General features: G+C 39.8%; 17 protein-coding genes. All 17 read left to right on the top strand.

Features of this window, described 5'->3' with window-relative positions; all coding sequences use genetic code 11:
- Positions 1 to 40 precede the first annotated feature (40 nt).
- The 17 genes from AB3M96_RS09680 (at position 41) to spoIID (ending at position 18,155) form a co-directional block, all read left to right on the top strand.
- On the top strand, positions 41 to 1,093 hold the full coding sequence (locus AB3M96_RS09680; RefSeq protein ID WP_412967397.1) for an alpha/beta fold hydrolase: 1,053 nt from the start codon (positions 41 to 43) through the stop codon (positions 1,091 to 1,093).
- Positions 1,094 to 1,145: 52 nt separating this feature from the next.
- The gene (locus AB3M96_RS09675; protein ID WP_412967396.1) at positions 1,146 to 1,958 is read left to right on the top strand and encodes an MBL fold metallo-hydrolase; all 813 of its coding nucleotides are present in this window, start codon (positions 1,146 to 1,148) and stop codon (positions 1,956 to 1,958) included.
- Between the two features lie 340 nt (positions 1,959 to 2,298).
- The gene (locus tag AB3M96_RS09670) at positions 2,299 to 2,568 is read left to right on the top strand and encodes a hypothetical protein (RefSeq protein WP_412967395.1); all 270 of its coding nucleotides are present in this window, start codon (positions 2,299 to 2,301) and stop codon (positions 2,566 to 2,568) included.
- A gap of 188 nt (positions 2,569 to 2,756) precedes the next feature.
- The gene (locus AB3M96_RS09665; RefSeq protein ID WP_412967394.1) at positions 2,757 to 3,134 is read left to right on the top strand and encodes an NADH-quinone oxidoreductase subunit A; all 378 of its coding nucleotides are present in this window, start codon (positions 2,757 to 2,759) and stop codon (positions 3,132 to 3,134) included.
- A complete protein-coding gene (locus AB3M96_RS09660) occupies positions 3,125 to 3,637 on the top strand; it encodes a NuoB/complex I 20 kDa subunit family protein (protein ID WP_412967393.1) in 513 nt (170 codons plus the stop codon). Before AB3M96_RS09665 ends, AB3M96_RS09660 begins: the two co-directional genes overlap by 10 nt.
- A gap of 1 nt (position 3,638) precedes the next feature.
- Positions 3,639 to 5,033, top strand: a complete 1,395-nt coding sequence (locus AB3M96_RS09655) for an NADH-quinone oxidoreductase subunit C (protein ID WP_412967392.1) — start codon at positions 3,639 to 3,641, stop codon at positions 5,031 to 5,033.
- A 3-nt stretch (positions 5,034 to 5,036) separates the two neighbouring features.
- Entirely contained in the window at positions 5,037 to 6,137 is a 1,101-nt protein-coding gene (locus tag AB3M96_RS09650; RefSeq protein WP_412967391.1) for an NADH-quinone oxidoreductase subunit D, read from the top strand.
- Complete coding sequence (nuoH, locus tag AB3M96_RS09645) at positions 6,137 to 7,138, top strand: NADH-quinone oxidoreductase subunit NuoH (protein ID WP_412967390.1); 1,002 nt, start codon at positions 6,137 to 6,139, stop codon at positions 7,136 to 7,138. Before AB3M96_RS09650 ends, nuoH begins: the two co-directional genes overlap by 1 nt.
- Positions 7,139 to 7,492: 354 nt before the next feature.
- On the top strand, positions 7,493 to 7,912 hold the full coding sequence (nuoI, locus tag AB3M96_RS09640; protein WP_412967389.1) for an NADH-quinone oxidoreductase subunit NuoI: 420 nt from the start codon (positions 7,493 to 7,495) through the stop codon (positions 7,910 to 7,912).
- A 2-nt stretch (positions 7,913 to 7,914) separates the two neighbouring features.
- Positions 7,915 to 8,430 carry an NADH-quinone oxidoreductase subunit J gene (locus AB3M96_RS09635; RefSeq protein WP_412967578.1) on the top strand — a complete coding sequence of 172 codons (516 nt, stop codon included), beginning with the start codon at positions 7,915 to 7,917 and terminating at the stop codon, positions 8,428 to 8,430.
- Positions 8,427 to 8,741, top strand: a complete 315-nt coding sequence (gene nuoK / locus AB3M96_RS09630) for an NADH-quinone oxidoreductase subunit NuoK (RefSeq protein ID WP_412967388.1) — start codon at positions 8,427 to 8,429, stop codon at positions 8,739 to 8,741. Before AB3M96_RS09635 ends, nuoK begins: the two co-directional genes overlap by 4 nt.
- Before the next feature lie 124 nt (positions 8,742 to 8,865).
- Positions 8,866 to 10,734, top strand: a complete 1,869-nt coding sequence (nuoL, locus tag AB3M96_RS09625) for an NADH-quinone oxidoreductase subunit L (RefSeq protein WP_412967387.1) — start codon at positions 8,866 to 8,868, stop codon at positions 10,732 to 10,734.
- Positions 10,731 to 12,242 carry a complex I subunit 4 family protein gene (locus AB3M96_RS09620; RefSeq protein ID WP_412967386.1) on the top strand — a complete coding sequence of 504 codons (1,512 nt, stop codon included), beginning with the start codon at positions 10,731 to 10,733 and terminating at the stop codon, positions 12,240 to 12,242. The genes nuoL and AB3M96_RS09620 overlap by 4 nt, the downstream gene beginning before the upstream one ends.
- 5 nt (positions 12,243 to 12,247) lie before the next feature.
- Entirely contained in the window at positions 12,248 to 13,756 is a 1,509-nt protein-coding gene (gene nuoN, locus AB3M96_RS09615) for an NADH-quinone oxidoreductase subunit NuoN (protein ID WP_412967385.1), read from the top strand.
- Between the two features lie 293 nt (positions 13,757 to 14,049).
- Positions 14,050 to 14,283: a DUF1146 family protein gene (locus AB3M96_RS09610; protein WP_412967384.1), complete on the top strand. Its 234-nt coding sequence runs from the start codon at positions 14,050 to 14,052 to the stop codon at positions 14,281 to 14,283.
- Positions 14,284 to 15,489: 1,206 nt separating this feature from the next.
- Positions 15,490 to 16,788 carry a UDP-N-acetylglucosamine 1-carboxyvinyltransferase gene (gene murA, locus AB3M96_RS09605; RefSeq protein WP_412967383.1) on the top strand — a complete coding sequence of 433 codons (1,299 nt, stop codon included), beginning with the start codon at positions 15,490 to 15,492 and terminating at the stop codon, positions 16,786 to 16,788.
- A gap of 347 nt (positions 16,789 to 17,135) precedes the next feature.
- Positions 17,136 to 18,155 carry a stage II sporulation protein D gene (gene spoIID / locus AB3M96_RS09600; RefSeq protein ID WP_412967382.1) on the top strand — a complete coding sequence of 340 codons (1,020 nt, stop codon included), beginning with the start codon at positions 17,136 to 17,138 and terminating at the stop codon, positions 18,153 to 18,155.
- The last annotated feature ends 105 nt before the right edge of the window (positions 18,156 to 18,260 follow it).

Raw genomic sequence — 18,260 nt, 5'->3', positions numbered from 1 at the left:
TAATACTAACTAACGTTAGTAAAAAACAGGAGTGATGATAGTGATAAAGCAAGTAATAGGTGGCTACCTACCGCGATTTTTAGACAAAGAGGGTCATATAATTGAAAATAGCATTTCAAAAATAGAAAAAATAAATCTCGGAGGTGTGGACCAATGGATTACCGTTAGAGGAAAACACAAAGACTTACCGCTATTATTATTTCTTCATGGCGGACCCGGGAGTCCCCAAACAGGTGCACAGCGGAAGTACCTGGCTGAGCTGGAAGAAAAATTTGTAGTAGTTAATTGGGACCAACGTGGTTCTGGAAAGTCATATTCCTCTCGAGTATCACCAGAGAGTATGAATGTAAATCAAATAGTAGCAGATGCCTACGAGCTCTCCCAATACTTACTTGCCCAATTTTATAAGCGAAAATTATACATAATGGGTCAATCAGTTGGTGCTGCGTATGGACTTTTGTTTGTACATAGGTACCCCGAAATAGTTAACGCCTATATAGGAATTAATCAACCTATTCATCGTGAGGAGGAAGAAAAAAGATCATATGAGTATGCGTATGAGATGGCAAAGAGAAAGGGAAATAGAAAGGCACAAAGAGAACTGAAAAAAATTGGGCCTCCTTCCAATGGTGTTTATCAAAAAATTGAGGATATGGTTTTGCAACGGAAATGGCTAACAAAGTTTAATGGTGTTACTTATAAAATGAATGCTGCATTGGTTAATCTGAGTTACATTATGAGTACTCATCTTACGTTAAAGGAAAAGGTATCCTTTATGAAGGGATTTGGGTTCTCCTCCAAAAATCTGTGGGATGAAATAACAGCCCTAAACTTTTTTGAGTTGGTTCCTGAAGTAAAAGTTCCGGTATTTTTGATTGCTGGACAGCACGACCGCATTGTCTTTCCAGAATTAATAGAGGAATATTATTTATTTTTAAAAGCGGAATACAAACAACTCGTAATTTTTGAAGAATCTGGTCATTATGCGTGCTTTGAGGAAAAAGAGAAGTTTATTGATTTATTGATTAATAAGGTTTTGCCAATCGGATTTGAGGGGCAAGTAGAGAATGTGGATTATGTAGTAAATGGCTAATTAAAAGATTGGTAAACGATTAAGTAAGGTTACCTTAAAAAGGAGGGATTGTATGACCAATTTTATATGCAATACATGTGGTGTACAGTATGACGCAACGAAAGAGGAACCAAAACTCTGTATCATTTGTTCTGATGATAGACAATATGTTCCTAGCAGTGGTCAAGAATGGACCAGGTTGGAAGATTATTTGAAGGAACCATATATGAATGAAATTACCAAATTGGAAGAAAATCTCTATAGTATTCAAACAAAGCCACAAATAGCCATAGGACAAAGAGCTTATTTAGTTCGAACGCCTGAGGGTAATGTCCTTTGGGATTGTATTACTTACCTAGATAGTAGAACGATTGAAGCAATCAATGATTTAGGAGGAATACAGGCAATTGCTCTATCACACCCTCACTATTACAGCACGGTTGTAGAATGGGCGGATGTATTTGGTTGCCCGGTTTATATTCATCAATCAGATCAACAATGGATTACAAGACAAAGTCCTCGCTATCATTTGTGGGATGGAGAGGAATCTGTGTTAATGCCAGATATAACGCTTATTAACACTGGTGGACATTTTAAGGGGAGCTCCGTGTTACATTGGAAAAAGGGTTCGAAATCAGATGGGACATTATTGGTTGGAGATACCATTTTTATTGTACCAGACCCCGGTTGGGTTAGTTTTATGTATAGTCACCCAAACCGTATTCCTTTGCCTGTTCATGAAGTGAAAAAGATAAAACAGATACTAGAAAAATATGAATTCACTTCTATTTATGGTGCTTTCGAAAGTAGAATTGAAAAGGATGGGAAAAGTTCCGTTATAAAATCAGCAGATCGTTATATCTATCATCTTGAGAGAGGTAATTAAATTTAGGAAGATAGTTGGTTCTAAAGGAGTTAGTGCTAATTAAAACTGCTAGCATTGAATTGAATATTATATTTAACCCCAGAAGCGGGAGTGCTTTTGGGGTTTTTGGTTTTGGTTACTTTGTGGGGTTGGAGTTAATGTGAGAATGGTGGATGGACCCTTGCGGGTCTTTAAATTAAAGGGATTTTTTGTGATTATGGGTAAATTTAAAAAGCGCTGGGTAGTAGACGGAGGTGATTGTTAAATTTCATATGAAAGATGTGATGCATGTCATTGACGATTTTTGAATAGTTTAATAGGGTTAGGGGTGGATAATGTTTTAGTGCGATAGTTTGGGGGATTGGGGACAGGTGGAATTATTAGATTAGCTGGAACTTCGTTCCAGATGATGAATTCCTTTAAAACCCTAGATTCCAGAAAAGAAAAAAACCTTTTAGATTCTAGTAATTCTGAGTCTGGTAGTACGCCAAAAAGCCTGGCGGCTTTTTGGCTAGGGGGAGGGGACAAGGTGTCGACAAGTTGGGTACGGCTTTCTATATGGGGTGGAAATTACCTTTTTGATGAAGCTACGCTTCATCATTTCAGCCTATCGGCTGAAACAATAAAATGAATGAGAATTTGCTTGGAAAAGCTAGCTTTTCCCGCGGCATTCTCATTCATTTTATTGAAAAGGTATTTTCCGTGAATATGTGCCAGGTTTGGTCGACACTTTGTTGGTAAAAGTGCTATAATGTTATCGGTTACATGTTTAAATATTTTTATCACTACAAATTTTTCGAGAATATCGGAGGGGGCTGCATGGAAGATTTTTTGAATCAGTACTTGAACAATTACTTAATTGTGGTTGTCTTCTTGTTGTTGGGGATTATTTTACCTATTGTGGCATTGACTCTTGGTCGTTTTTTGAGACCTCATGCGCCGAGTGAAGCGAAGGCTACTACATATGAGAGTGGGATTGAACCATTTCATGATTCACGTGTACAGTTTAATGTAAGGTATTATATTTTCGCTTTATTATTCGTTATTTTTGATGTAGAGACAGTCTTTTTATATCCATGGGCTGTTGCTTACGATAAACTTGGTATTTTTGCGTTAATTGAGATGTTCATTTTCGTTGTAATGCTCGTTATCGGCTTAGTTTATGCATGGAAGAAGGGCGTGTTGAAATGGATTTAAAAATTGATGGTATTTCAGATTTAGAGATGGAAGAATTGAAGAGAAGTGTATTCATAACGACGCTGGAGCAAGTGAAGGGATGGGCACGTAGTAATTCACTATGGCCACTTACATTTGGTCTGGCTTGTTGTGCGATTGAGATGATGGGTACAGGCTCTTCTCACTATGATTTAGACCGTTTTGGATCGTTTTTCCGTACTTCCCCACGTCAGTCAGACTGTATGATTGTGTCGGGTACTGTTACGAAGAAAATGGCTCCTGTTTTAAAGAGATTATATGATCAAATGCCTGAACCTAAGTGGGTTATTGCGATGGGGTCTTGTGCGACTGCAGGGGGTCCTTATGTAAAATCATACGCGGTGGTTAAAGGGGTAGACCAAATCGTACCAGTTGATGTGTACATTCCGGGTTGTCCTCCAAATCCAGCGGCACTTATTTACGGGATTAATAAATTAAAAGAGAAGATTCGCTATGAGGCTAAGACAGGGAAGAAGGTGATCTAGCGTGAGCGATGAAAAAGATCTGGAACAACAAAAACGTGAGGCTGCGGAGCGAGCGAAGGAGCTTGCGAAGCAACGTCTAGCTGAGAAACAAGCAGCTGAGGCAAAGAGTGAAGAAAAGCCTAAGGAAGAAAACATAGATATAGCGAAAGCGAAGGCAGCAGCTGCAGCAAAAGCCAAAGCGGCGGCACTTGCGAAGCAGAAAGCAGCAGAACAAGCAGCTGAACCTGTAAGTGAAGAAAACACTTCACAAGAAGAAAATATTGATCTAGCAAAAGCGAAGGCGGCAGCAGCGGCGAAAGCGAAAGCAGCGGCACTCGCAAAACAGAAAGCGGCTGAGCCGAAAAATGAAGAAACTTCTTCTGATGATAAAGACCTTGCTAAGCAAAAGGCGGCAGCGGCAGCGAAAGCGAAAGCAGCGGCATTAGCGAAACAAAAAGCAGCAGAAGCTTCAAAAGAAGAGTCATCAGATGGTGACGACCTTGCAACGGCAAAAGCAAAAGCTGTAGCAGCAGCAAAGGCGAAGGCGGCTGCATTAGCTAAGCAAAAAGCGGCAGAGGCTGCAAAGGGAAGTTCATCCGACGATGACGACTTAGCGAAAGCCAAAGCGAAGGCAGTAGCAGCTGCGAAGGCAAAAGCGGCAGCACTTGCAAAGCAAAAGGCAATGGAAGGTGCTGGAGCAGATTCTGGTGATGATGAGGCTGCAAAAGCGAAAGCCAAGGCAGCGGCAGTAGCAAAGGCAAAAGCAGCAGCGGCGGCAAAGGCAAAAGCGAAAGCCGCAGGTGGAGAAGCTGGAGATGCTGATGATCTTGCAAAAGAAAAAGCGAAGGCAATTGCAGCAGCAAAAGCAAAGGCAGCGGCAGCAGCTAGAGCTAAATCAGCAAACGCTGGAGCAGATGAGGTTGTTGAAGAAACAAAGCCTTCTCCAAATCAACCATATCTAGAAAAGTATGTAAAAGTAATAAAAGAACATTTAGGTGAAGTTTTAGAAGACTCATATATTAATACTTTATCAAAAGACGTACCTACTCTAGTGGCAAAGCCAGATACATATTTTAAAATAGCAGAATTTTTAAAGTATAATGAGCAATTGGGTTTTGATTATCTATCCGAATTACACGGAACCGACTTTCAAACGCATATGGAAGTGTATGTACATCTATTCTCATACAAAAATAGACAATCAGTTGCTCTTAAGGTGAAGATTGACCGGGATGAACCGACAATTCAATCGTTACAGCCACTTTGGGAAGGTGCGAATTGGCCAGAGCGAGAAGCGTTTGACTTATTAGGTATAAGCTTTACTGGTCATCCGAATTTAACAAGAATTCTATTACCAGATGATTGGGTGGGTTATCCACTTAGAAAAGATTATGAACCGTATGATGTGGAGGTGTAGCATTTGATTCGTACAGAAGAAATGCTCCTAAACGTAGGACCACAGCATCCAAGTACTCACGGAGTATTCCGCCTTGTTGTAAAAATTGACGGGGAAATAATTAAGGAAGCTACACCGGTAATTGGGTATCTACACCGTGGTACCGAAAAATTAGCAGAAGATCTGCAATATACTCAAATTATTCCTTATACAGACCGCATGGATTACCTATCAGCAATGACAAATAACTATGTACTTTGTCATGCTGTAGAGACAATGATGGATATTCAAGTACCAGAGAGAGCGGAGTATCTGCGTGTTCTTGCAATGGAGTTAGGAAGAGTTGCAAGCCATCTGGTATGGTGGGGAACGTATTTGCTTGATATCGGAGCAACGACACCGTTTTTATATGCGTTTAGAGAACGGGAAATGATTATCAACCTATTAAATGAACTTTCAGGAGCTCGTTTAACGTTCAACTACATGCGTGTAGGAGGAGTTAAGTGGGATGCACCAGAAGGCTGGATTGAAAAAGTAAAAGAATTTGTTCCTTATATGAGAAGTCAACTTCCTGGGTATCATCAGCTTGTAACAGGGAATGAGATTTTCCGTGACCGTGTAATCGGTGTAGGAAAATACACGAAAGAAGATGCATTAAACTACTCATTAAGTGGAACGAACCTTCGTTGTACAGGAGTTAAATGGGACTTACGTAAAGATGAGCCATACTCCATTTACGATCGATTCGACTTTGATGTGCCAACTAGAGATGGTGGAGATGCGTGGGCACGCTACCATTGTCGTATGGCTGAGATTGAAGAGTCACTAAAAATTATTGAGCAAGCTGTTGAACAATTCCCTGAAGAGGGAGAAATCATGGCAAAAGTACCGAAAATCATTAAAGCACCAAAAGGTGAAGCGTTTGTAAGAATCGAGTCACCTCGTGGAGAAATTGGTTGCTATATTGCAAGTGATGGTAAAAAAGAGCCATATCGTTTGAAATTCCGACGTCCGTCATTTTACAATCTCCAAATCCTCCCGAAACTTTTAAAAGGTGAGAATATGGCAAATCTAATTGCAATCTTAGGTGCAATTGATATTGTTCTTGGGGAGGTAGACGGCTAATGATCGATAGTTTATTAAATTCACCTCCAAGCTGGGCGAATTTTGGTATTTACTTTTTATTAGCGACCGTATTACTTTTAGTTATCCTTGGCTTTGTTACTTACGCGATACTTGCTGAACGTAAAGTAATGGGTTTCATGCAGGCGCGTCAAGGTCCGAACCAAGTTGGTGGACGTTGGGGACTTTTACAGACAGTAGCCGACGTTTTGAAGCTTCTACTAAAAGAAGATGTGATTCCAAAGGTTGCGGATAAACCGCTATTCATTTTAGCACCGGTAATCGCATTTGCTCCTGCTTTCATGGTTGTGGCAACACTTCCTTTTACAGATAACTATAAATTTGCTGATATTGGAGTTGGATTACTCTACTATATTGCCATATCTGGAATCACTACAATTGGAATTGTAGCAGGTGGTTGGGCATCCAATAACAAATATGCGCTCATGGGTGGAATGCGTGCTGCGGCACAAATGATATCTTATGAGATTCCACTTGTTATGTCTGTAATCGGAGTTATTTTATTATCTGGAAGCTTAAATCTATCAGATATCGTAGAAGCACAGGACAAGGTTTGGTTCATCTTTGCGCAGCCAATTGCATTTGTCGTCTTCTTTATCGCATCAGTGGCAGAGTTGAATCGTGTTCCATTTGACTTACCTGAAGCAGAATCTGAAATTGTTGCAGGTTTCCATGTTGAATACTCTGGTTTTAGATGGGCCTTCTTTATGCTAGCTGAATATGTATATATGTTTGCAATGGCAGCTTTAACAACTGTACTGTTCTTAGGTGGCTGGAAGCCGGTTTTATTCTTAGACTTTATACCTGGTGCAGTTTGGTTCTCATTAAAATTTGGTTTAATCGTATTTATCCTAATCTGGTTCCGTTCAACCTTCCCGCGTTTACGTGCGGACAGACTAATGGAATTCGGCTGGAAGGTACTTTTACCAATCGCTTTAGCGAATATATTCCTATCAGCGTTAATTAAGGAATTGTTTTATTAAGGGCTGCTTTAGTAGGGAAATAAATAACTGAATTCTATGTTTTCCGAAGGGTGATTGGAGCGTATGGCACGAGACTCCTGCGGGAAAGTCATAGGATCGTCTACTAAAAACCGCCACGTCCTGTGGCGAACGTAGACGTCAGCACATCCTGTGCAAGTCAGGTGAGACCCCGCAGGAGCCTGCGACGAGGAGGCTCACGGTCCGCCCGCGGAAAGCGAGTGCCAGGAGCGGAAATCACCAAACCTTCTAATCCGCACCTTACTGAAAAAGCAAGAAATAGCACACTTTTAAAAAAGAAATTAATTTGTTTTACCATTCGTAGATGCTCAACTTTTAAAAAAGGGGTGACAATACATGATTGGCTTACTGAAAGGTATGAAATATACCCTTAATCAATTGACGTTAAAGAAAGTAACATATGATTATCCGAATGAGCCGCTACCACTACCGGATCGCTTCCGTGGTATTCAGAAGTTCTATCCGGAAAAGTGTATCGTATGTAATCAATGTGCCAATATTTGTCCAACTGACTGTATTCAGTTAACTGGTAAAAAGCACCCTGACCCATCGAAAAAAGGGAAGGTCATTGATACGTATGACATTAACTTTGAAATTTGTATCCTTTGTGACCTATGTACAGAGGTTTGTCCAACTGAAGCAATTATCATGACAAATAATTTCGAACTAGCTGAGTACAGCCGTGATGATTTGTTTAAGAACTTGCAATGGTTAGACGAAAACGATACAAACTTGCGAAAGGAGAATAAAGCGTGAGTTTGACTGGAGAATTTTTAGCATTTATAGTCCTGGCAATTAGTGCGCTTGGCGGCGGTATTTTAATGCTTAACCTCCAAAAAGTCGTACACATGGTTATCGCACTGGTTTTCACCTTTATTAGTATCGCGGGTTTGTACGTATTGCTTCATGCAGAATTTGTCGCAGCTGTACAGGTGCTTATCTACTCAGGTGCAATTACCATTCTAATGTTATTTGGAATCATGCTTACACGCCACAATGATACAAGCGAACCTGTGGTTAGTGTTGGTCGTCAGATTTTAGTAATCGGTGGAATTCTTACATTCGGTGTTGCAGTATACTTTGGAATTTATAATTTAGATTTTGGTCAGCAGGCAACAGAATTACATGTAAACAATACTGAACAAATCGGAATCGAGCTTTATTCTAAATATGTGATTCCATTTGAATTAACATCTGTTGTGTTACTCGTTGCGCTAGTTGGTTCCATTATTTTAGCGAAAAAAGACAATGAAGAGGAGGCGGATGGGGAATGAGTTCAGTTCCATTAGCAGCCTACCTTGTATTAGCATTAATGCTGTTTTGTATCGGCCTATATGGTGCTCTTACGAAGCGAAATACTGTAATTGTATTGATTTCGGTTGAGTTGATGCTAAATGCAGTGAATATCAACTTTGTGGCATTCAGTAAATACGGAGCTGCGCCAGGAATAACTGGTCAAATCTTTTCTCTATTTACAATTGCAATTGCGGCAGCTGAATTTGCTGTAGGATTAGCGATATTAATGGCGTTATACAGAAACCGCCGTACAGTTAATATTGATGAAATGAACACAATGAAGCATTAACTTTAATCAAACAAGTCCTTACATCGTTAGTAAGGGATATCGTATTAGAAAATTACCGGTAAAAAGAATAGTGGAAGGAATTCCACACTTTTAACCGTAAGTCAAAGAAGGGGATTGTGATACGATGATGGAAAATGCATGGATCATACCGCTTTTCCCGCTTATCTCTTTTTTGTTCCTTCTTATATTCGGTAAACGATTGAAGGAGTCGAGTGCCTACGTAGGCATTCTGTTAACTCTTGTTTCATTCGTATACTCGGTGTTGGTTCTCTTTGATCGCTTTGGGAATCCAACATATAAATATGAGAGCACGTGGTTATCAATTGGGGATGTTCACTTAACAGCGGGTTTTGAAGTCAATCAATTAAATGCACTTATGTTAGTCGTAGTATCGCTTGTCAGCTTTTTAGTACATATGTATTCGAAGGGATATATGCACGATGACGAGCGCTTTCCAGTATTTTATGCGTACCTTGGTCTATTCACATTTGCGATGCTTGGCTTAGTTATTTCGCCAAACCTTCTGCAAACGTATATTTTCTGGGAGCTAGTTGGTGTCGGTTCCTTCCTATTAATTGGTTTCTACTTCTTTAAAGAAGAAGCTAAGGCTGCAGCGAAAAAGGCGTTTATTATGACGCGTATTGGAGATGTTGGCTTATTAATCGGGATGATCCTATTATTCTGGCAAGTAGGTAGCTTTGAATATGATGAAATTTTCTCTGCAGTAGAAGCAGGAGCCATTTCATCAACAATGATCACATTAACGGCAATCTTAATCTTTGTTGGAGCAGTTGGTAAATCGGGTCAGTTTCCACTTCATACATGGTTACCTGATGCGATGGAAGGTCCTACACCTGTTTCAGCTTTAATCCACGCAGCAACTATGGTTGCGGCTGGGGTATATTTGGTAGCTACAACCTTCCCGTTATTCGCAGCAAGTGAAACAGCTATGTTAACAGTGGCGGTTGTAGGAGGAATCACTGCTATCTTTGCAGCATCAATTGGTTTAGCTCAAAAGGATATCAAACGTGTGTTAGCATATTCAACTGTAAGTCAGTTGGGCTATATGATGTTAGCTTTAGGTTCTGCAGGTTATGTAGCGGGTGTGTTCCATCTGATGACACATGCATTCTTTAAAGCATTACTATTCCTGGCTGCAGGTAGTGTTATCCATGCAGTTCATACACAGAACATTGAAGAAATGGGCGGATTATGGAAAAAGCTTCGCGTAACTGGACCGTTATTTTTAATCGGTACATTAGCGATTAGTGGTGTTCCGTTATTCTCTGGTTTCTTTAGTAAAGATGAAATTTTAATTGCCACTTGGGCACACGGTAATTATGTCTTATTCTGGTTAGCAGTTATTGCTGCATTTTTCACGGCATTTTATATGTTCCGCTTGTTCTTCATGGTATTTACAGGTGAATCAAGAGGAAAGCAAAAAAATGTACATGAGTCTCCATCTGTTATGACAATTCCAATGATCGTGTTAGGTATCCTTGCAGTTGTTGCTGGGTATGTGAATACACCTTGGTTTGGTACATTTTTAGGTGACTGGTTAGTGGAAGGTACAGAAGCGTACGGACATGGCCATATTGAAGGTCCAGCTTGGATCATGATTGTGGCTACAGTAGTGTCATTACTAGGAATTTTATTAGCTTATTTAATGTATAGTAAAAAATCAGTATCAAGAGACTGGCTTAGCTCACGAGCACCAATTCTGTACAACATTGTTTACAACAAATACTATATTGATGAGTTCTACAATATGTCAATTGTGTATGCGACAAAGGTATTTAGTATTTTCCTACGTTATATCGATGAATTCTTAGTAGGTGGAATTGTCAAAGGTGTTGCTGCAGCAACTCAAGGTATTGGTAAGCTTGGAGCTAAGATTCAAAACGGTCAAACACAAACATATGCATCAATCGCGTTTGTTGGATTGGCAGTTCTTCTACTAGTTATGGCTTTAACAGGGGGGTACTTAAAATGAGTTCATTCATACTTTCACTTTTAGTATTCTTCCCACTTTTAGGTATAATTGTTCTTACTTTTGTGCCAAAGACAGAAGAAAAAACACTAAAGCTGGTTGGATTTTTAGCTACTTTACCATCACTTGCTCTTGCACTCTATGTGTACGGATTTTACCGCGGTGGCGGCGAGCTTGATACGTTTAAGGAAAGCCTTTATTGGTTTGGCTTTTTACCAAAGGGCAATCCATGGGAAGTTAACTATGAATTAGGAGTAAACGGTCTGTCGTTAGTTTTAGTTCTGTTAACAACGGTGATTGCTACACTTGCAGCACTTGCTTCCATTCATATTAAAAAGGAATGGAAAGGATATTTCATGTTATTCCTTTTACTTGAACTAGGAATGCTTGGAGTATTCACCGCAAGTAACTTAATCTTATTCTTTGTTTTCTTTGAAATGACGCTTATCTCCATGTTCTTCTTGATTGGGAAATGGGGTTACTTTGAAAAAGAAAAAGCAGCGTTCAGCTTTTTAATCTATAACGGAATTGGTTCAGCAATATTATTAATTGTCATCATGATAATTTTTGCTAAAGCAGGAACAACCAATATTTCAGCACTAACATCTATATTTGCGAGTCCTCCTGATAAGCTGCCAATTCCAGGTGAGTTCTCAGAGGATTTACGTTACGGATTGTTAGTCGCAATACTAATTGCATTTGGAATCAAGCTTCCGATTTTTCCATTGCATACATGGATGCTTCGGGTTCACGTACAAGCACCACCTGCAATTGTTATGATTCACTCAGGTATCTTACTTAAAATTGGGGCATTCGGTATTATCCGTTTTGGTATGGGATTTTTCCCTGAAGAATTTACGACACTGGCTCCAATCATCGCCGTATTAGGTGTGGTGAATCTTCTATACGGTGCATTTTTAGCGTTTGTACAAAAGGATTTAAAAATGGTCCTCGCATACTCAAGTATCTCGCATATGGGGATTGTCTTAATCGGACTTGGATCAATGAATGAAGCAGGAATTCAAGGTGCGGTTTTCCAAGTCGTATCTCACGGATTAATTTCGGCACTATTGTTCTTCCTCATTGGTGTTATGTATGAGCGTGTAGGAACATCGTATATCGAAAAACTTGGTGGTCTAGCAAAAGTTATGCCGCTTACTGCAGGCTTTTTACTAGTAGGTGCAATGGCATCACTTGGGCTACCAGGAATGTCTGGGTTCGTAAGTGAATTCATGGCCTTCTTAGGTCTATTTAAAGTAATGCCGGTACTTGCTGCCATCGGGGCAATCGGTATAATTATGACAGCTGTGTACTTATTACGAGCTGTGCTAAATGTGACGTACGGAAAAGCAAACAATTTGTATGATGGTGCATTCGATATACGTCCAATCGAAATGGTACCAGTATTTGTTTTACTCGGCTTTATCGTATTAATTGGTGTTTATCCTAACGTGCTTACACAGCCACTGCAGATTACACTTGAAACTATCATGCTTGGGTTAGGAGGGTAAGCCGGATGGATATAGATACACTGTTAAGTTATGAGTGGGGAGTCATGGCACCAGAGTTTATCATCCTCGGTGTTGCAACCCTTCTGTCATTATTAGACTTATTTATGGGAAAAGACAAGGATCGTAAGCCACTGGCGTGGGTAGGAATTGCAGGAATCATTGCGGCGATTGCTTTTACCGTTTCCTTCATTGGAAATGATGTAACGTCTATCTTATTTGATACATTCCGTCTCGATTCCTTTTCAATTGCGTTTAAATTAGTACTACTGGTCGGAGCTGGGTTGGTTTTACTTTTAGCAATGAATTATGAACCAAACGACGGTCTCGAGCACCGTGGAGAGTTTTACTACTTATTCCTAACTGCTTTGTTAGGCTCCATGATTATGACGTCAAGCTCAGATTTAATAACATTATTTGTCGGTTTGGAATTACTATCTATTTCTTCTTATGTCTTGGCTGGACTTCGAAAGCGTAATAAGCTATCAAATGAATCGGCGATGAAATACGTTATTAATGGAAGTATTTCAACCGCAATCTTCTTATTCGGTGTAAGTTATGTATATGGATTAGCAGGTACAACGAATATTAGAGAGATTTTTTTAGTACTTAGTACTCCGGCCGATAGCCAATATATTTACTTGATGGCAATTGCACTATTTATGATGTTTGTTGGTCTTTCCTTTAAAATTGCAGCTGCTCCATTCCATATGTGGGCACCTGATGTTTACCAAGGGGCTCCAACACCAGTTACGGCATTTTTAAGTGTTGTATCTAAGACAGCAGGCTTTGTCATTATCTTACGTCTGATAATCACTCTGTTCGTTCAGGCGCCATCAGGTGATGGAGAAGCACCATACTTATTGTTCCACCTTCAGGATTACTTAGCTATTCTAGCTGGTGTAACGATGATTATTGGTAATACAATTGCTCTAAGACAGCGTAATATCAAGCGTTTAATGGCGTATTCAAGTATTGCGCATGCAGGATACTTATTAGTAGCATTTGTCACTTTCTCTTATTTTATGATGGATGCAATCTGGTTCTACCTCGTAGCATATCTGTTCATGAACCTTGGTTTCTTTGCGATACTCCAAGTGATTACGCAAAAATCAGGTTCTGAGGATATTAGCCAATTCGCGGGACTTTATAAGCGTTCACCGGTAACTGCAGTTGCGTTAGGAGTATTCATCCTTTCATTAGCTGGAATACCTGGTACTGCAGGATTTATTGGGAAGCTTAAAATCTTTATCGGTGCTTTTATAACAGATCCAGCACACTATGTACTTGCATCGGTTATGATTGCAACAACAGTAATCTCTTATTTCTATTACTTTGGAATCCTTACTCAAATGTTCTTTAGACCTGCTACCGATGATAGCAAAGTTAAGCTCCCAGCAGGAGTACTAGCAGTAGTGATTATCGCAGTATTAGGAACAGTCGGCTTCGGTATTTTCCCAGGAGTTGCATTTGAATTCATCCAACAATTCGGGAACTTTGCCGACTTTATTAGATAAAATATTTTTAGCGGCAGCTATATGAGAGTTATAGCTGCTGCAGTTTTCATTATTGCAGGGGTGTTATACAAGGAAGAGGTATGGGGATGCCTCTTCTTTTTTTTATGTACGCACGTTGAACAGAGGATTAAAACGTATTATCAGATGTTGATGTTAATACAGAAGAAATAAATTTTACAATTGAACAAGGGATTTTATGTATGGAGTGTTGTAAAATAGAAATCGTGTGGAATTAAACGCGGCGTTATTTAACTTATAACTGTTATTGAAATTATACATAAAGGAGTGTTTTCATGCTTGCAGGTTTTGGATACCAAGCACTAATTAGCATAATCTCTCATTTAATATTTATCATCATTACCTGGTGGGCCTTACAAGGTATCCGCTATGAAAAACTAATTAAACCCAATCACGTGATCCAAGCGCGTATCTTATTAATCCTACTAACCATCGCAATCGGCTCAACCGTAAGCAACTTCTTTCTAGACTACCTACTATGGTCCCAACAACTACCGATGCTATTTTAAAACGAGGAGTGTCCTCTCCAGAAATACAAATGTCTTTTTGTGGTGCCTGACACACCGAAATGCTGAGGCTTTTTTATAGGAACATCGACTAAAACCCGCCACGTCCTGTGGCGAACGTCGATGTCAGCACATCATGTGCAAGTCCGAGAAGTGCTGGCCGACTAATGTCGCCACGTCCTTATGTCTTCGTCGGCACTTGCACGTCCTGTGCTTCGAAACCCTGACGAAGGAGGCTCAAGCCTCCGCAGGAAGGGTGAAGCTAGTCTCGAGCTGCTTAAAAGCACTAAGGAAGACTTCTAGGAGAGTAACCTTCGCAGGTGCAAGCTATGCTTGCTCCGAAAGCTTTTGCGCAAGATACTCGAAGAAGATAATTCAGGTAGGAAAACTGGCTAGGCGCTGAAGCTGAACAACACATTGGGGATAGTGTGGATATTGTGGAAATCTATATGCTCAAGTAAAGGATAGTATAGGCTTCTCCACTATATTCCACGTATTTGAATGGTGGTTTTGGCAAAAATGTTACTATGGAGAGGAAGTAGTGAAAAGGTAGAATTAAAACATTTCCTAGTATGCCAATGATAAAGAAAAATACGTTGGTTTTTTATGGAACAGACCAGGTGAAGTTGGTTTAGCGCAGTAATTATAAGGGAAAAGAAAACCTAGGAAGTATGACCAATTATTGGGAAATGGTTGATATTGTAAGGAGAAAGGACTTTTTTCTAATGTGATGAACCTACTGCTAAACAATACTTTTGTACTATAGCAAGTAATGTGACAAATTTCTCATCGTAAAACCCTCATAAAGAAGAAGTTCCTTTCGAATTTAATGTATCATGTGAAGAATGACTAGAATTTATTCGTTATTGTACTATTATCATCCTTCCATATAAAAAGACAAATGTCGACACGTTATTAGAAAATCCCACAATTTTCACTTGTACACAGAGATGGTTGAATGATATGATGAAAATGATTTTGTGAAAAACGATCGTTCATAAAAAGATCTACATTGCATTGCAACCCCGATTTTTTGAGTAGAGACATTTGCCCGGGTGTTTGCATATACTACAGCAGTGTGAAAGATAAATTTTCCACTATCAGAAATGAAACGTGTAAGATTGGGTTCCATAAAGACATGCAAGTAGGAACACCAATTGTCATGCATGAATATTAATATAGAGAAAATGGGACGCGGAGGGGAATACCTTGGAAAAAATCATCGTCCGTGGCGGTCGTAAGCTTAACGGCACTGTCAAAGTAGAAGGCGCAAAAAATGCCGTTTTGCCAGTAATCGCTGCATCCTTGTTAGCTAGTAATGGAAAAAGTATTATAAACGAAGTACCCACGCTCTCAGATGTGTATACGATTAATGAGGTGTTGCGTTACTTAAACGCAGATGTAACTTTCGAAAACAATCAAATCGTTGTAGATGCATCAAGAGAGCTAAAAACAGAAGCACCTTTTGAGTATGTTCGTAAAATGCGCGCATCCGTTTTAGTCATGGGATCATTGCTTGCACGTAATGGCCATGCTAGAGTGGCTCTACCTGGCGGCTGTGCAATTGGGTCAAGACCAATTGATCAACATCTTAAAGGCTTTGAGGCAATGGGTGCAGTTGTAAAGGTTGGAAATGGATATATTGATGCAGAAGTCAAAGGAAGACTTCGTGGAGCTAAAGTATATATGGATTTCCCAAGTGTAGGAGCTACTGAAAACATCATGATGGCTGCAACACTTGCTGAAGGGACTACTACAATTGAAAATTGTGCGAAAGAACCTGAAATTGTCGATTTGGCTAACTTCCTAAATGCTATGGGAGCAAAAGTTCGCGGAGCAGGAACTGGTACAATCCGTATTGAAGGTGTCGATGAATTACATGGTGCTATTCATAATATCATTCCTGACCGTATTGAAGCAGGTACATTTATGGTAGCAGCAGCTATTACCGGAGGAAATGTCCTTGTTCAAGGAGCAGTTCCAGAACATCTAAGCTCACTAGTTGCAAAAATGGAAGAGATGGGTGTTACAATTATTGAAGAAAAAGATGGTCTACGTGTTATTGGACCAGAGAAGCTAAAGGCAGTGGATATTAAAACAATGCCACATCCAGGCTTCCCAACCGACATGCAATCGCAAATGATGGCATTATTACTACGTGCGCAAGGCACTAGCATGATTACTGAAACTGTATTTGAAAATCGTTTCATGCACGTGGAAGAATTCCGCCGCATGAATGGTGATATCAAAATAGAAGGCCGTTCCGTTATCATAAATGGAGAGTCACAGCTTCAAGGTGCTGAAGTTGCAGCAACAGACTTACGTGCAGCAGCTGCCTTAATTCTTTCTGGATTAGTTGCTGATGGCTATACTCGCGTAACTGAGCTAAAGCACTTAGATCGTGGTTATGTGGACTTCCATCAAAAACTCTCTGCACTAGGCGCAGACATTGAACGAATCAATGAAGTAACTGAAAGCCTAGTTGAAGAGGCAAACGTAAACTTTTGACTAACCACAAAAAGCTAGAGACATTACCCACAAATGGTAATATCTCTAGCATTTTTAGTTTTTATGCATTGGGTATATTTGGTGATTTGTTTTTGGTTTGAAAGTTTGCTGTGGTGAGTGCTTGGGCAGTACATCGGAAAAAGTAAAAGGTAAATCTTGATAACTGAGAGGAAAATCGTACTCTTAAGTAAGGGAATATTGTGAATGAGGTAAGCAAGGTTAATCTCACCCCCATATTTTTTATTGTTCATTTTGGTGTCATAAATGCTTGTCCACCACCATAGTATTGATATATAGGTGCATGTTCGGGGAATGTGCATTAATTTAATTATGGAGGCTCGACATACATGAAACCAATAAAACCAATCATTGTACTAGTTTCAGTTCTTTTCGTCATGACAATAGTGATCCCAACCATGCTAGTCCTTCCTTTCTCTGATAAGGAAGCCGGTAAACTAGCGGAAGAGCACCAGTCCAATCCTGAAACACCTCAAATTGCATCAGGTCCAACAGTCGAGGTAGCTGTTTACCGTGCAAGTTCAAGTAATATTGAGAATGTACCTTTAGAAGAGTACGTCATTCGTGTTCTTGCTTCTGAGATGCCAGCAGAGTTTGAACTTGAAGCACTTAAGGCACAAGCGCTTGCAGCGAGAACATACATAGTAAGGCAAATGTTAAGCGAAAATAAACCTGAAGTACCACAGGGAGCAGTTGTTACAGATACAACAGATCACCAGGTATATCATAATCGTGAAGAATTAAAGAAAATTCATAAAGAAGACTATGACTGGAAAATTGAAAAGATTACCAAGGCAGTAGCAGAAACTCAAGGACAAATTTTAACGTATGATGGGGCGCCAATTGATGCATTATTTTTCTCAACGAGCAATGGCTATACGGAAAATTCGGAGGACTATTATCAAGCAGAGTTACCATATTTAAAAAGCGTTGAAAGTCCGTGGGATGTAAATACAGAAAAATTTCATAGTCAAACAGAGATGACAATTTCAGAGTTTGAAAAGAGATTAGGTATTGAGCTTGGAGATAGTAATGAAGTTGGTAAGGTAACAGCGAGAACTAGCACAAATCGTGTTGCAAGTGTTGAAGTTGGTGGAAAGACGTTTACAGGGAGAGAGATTCGAACTGCTCTTGGACTCCGTTCAACCGATTTTACATGGGAACGTAAAGGGAATCATGTTGTTATTCAAACAAAGGGATATGGGCATGGTGTGGGAATGAGCCAGTTTGGTGCAGATGGTATGGCGAAGGAAGGCAAAACATATAAGGATATCGTCAGCCACTATTATCAAGGGGTTCAGATCTCATCTGCTACTGATTTTATGAATAAACTGACTGTTAAAAAGTAGAATGCAGAGGCGTGTGGCCTCTGCTTTATTGTTAAAAGAAAACCATACGCTAGGCGTATGGTTCCGGAAAGCTTATAGCGATGTATTAAAAAAAGCCCCTCTTGG

It is taken from the genome of Ferdinandcohnia jepli (genome assembly GCF_047246645.1).
Classification (GTDB): Bacteria; Bacillota; Bacilli; order Bacillales; family Bacillaceae_L; genus Ferdinandcohnia.
The sequence above is the reverse complement of the archived record's forward strand: the minus strand, read 5'-3'. Positions and strand labels throughout refer to the sequence as shown.

Excerpts from the sequence above, each read along its gene's own strand:
- AB3M96_RS09675 (WP_412967396.1), top strand. The coding sequence starts at position 1,146 with ATGACCAATTTTATATGCAATACATGTGGTGTACAGTATGACGCAACG.
- AB3M96_RS09665 (WP_412967394.1), top strand. The coding sequence starts at position 2,757 with ATGGAAGATTTTTTGAATCAGTACTTGAACAATTACTTAATTGTGGTT.
- AB3M96_RS09660 (WP_412967393.1), top strand. The coding sequence starts at position 3,125 with ATGGATTTAAAAATTGATGGTATTTCAGATTTAGAGATGGAAGAATTG.
- nuoH (WP_412967390.1), top strand. The coding sequence starts at position 6,137 with ATGATCGATAGTTTATTAAATTCACCTCCAAGCTGGGCGAATTTTGGT.
- nuoI (WP_412967389.1), top strand. The coding sequence starts at position 7,493 with ATGATTGGCTTACTGAAAGGTATGAAATATACCCTTAATCAATTGACG.
- nuoK (WP_412967388.1), top strand. The coding sequence starts at position 8,427 with ATGAGTTCAGTTCCATTAGCAGCCTACCTTGTATTAGCATTAATGCTG.
- nuoL (WP_412967387.1), top strand. The coding sequence starts at position 8,866 with ATGATGGAAAATGCATGGATCATACCGCTTTTCCCGCTTATCTCTTTT.
- AB3M96_RS09620 (WP_412967386.1), top strand. The coding sequence starts at position 10,731 with ATGAGTTCATTCATACTTTCACTTTTAGTATTCTTCCCACTTTTAGGT.
- nuoN (WP_412967385.1), top strand. The coding sequence starts at position 12,248 with ATGGATATAGATACACTGTTAAGTTATGAGTGGGGAGTCATGGCACCA.
- AB3M96_RS09610 (WP_412967384.1), top strand. The coding sequence starts at position 14,050 with ATGCTTGCAGGTTTTGGATACCAAGCACTAATTAGCATAATCTCTCAT.
- spoIID (WP_412967382.1), top strand. The coding sequence starts at position 17,136 with ATGAAACCAATAAAACCAATCATTGTACTAGTTTCAGTTCTTTTCGTC.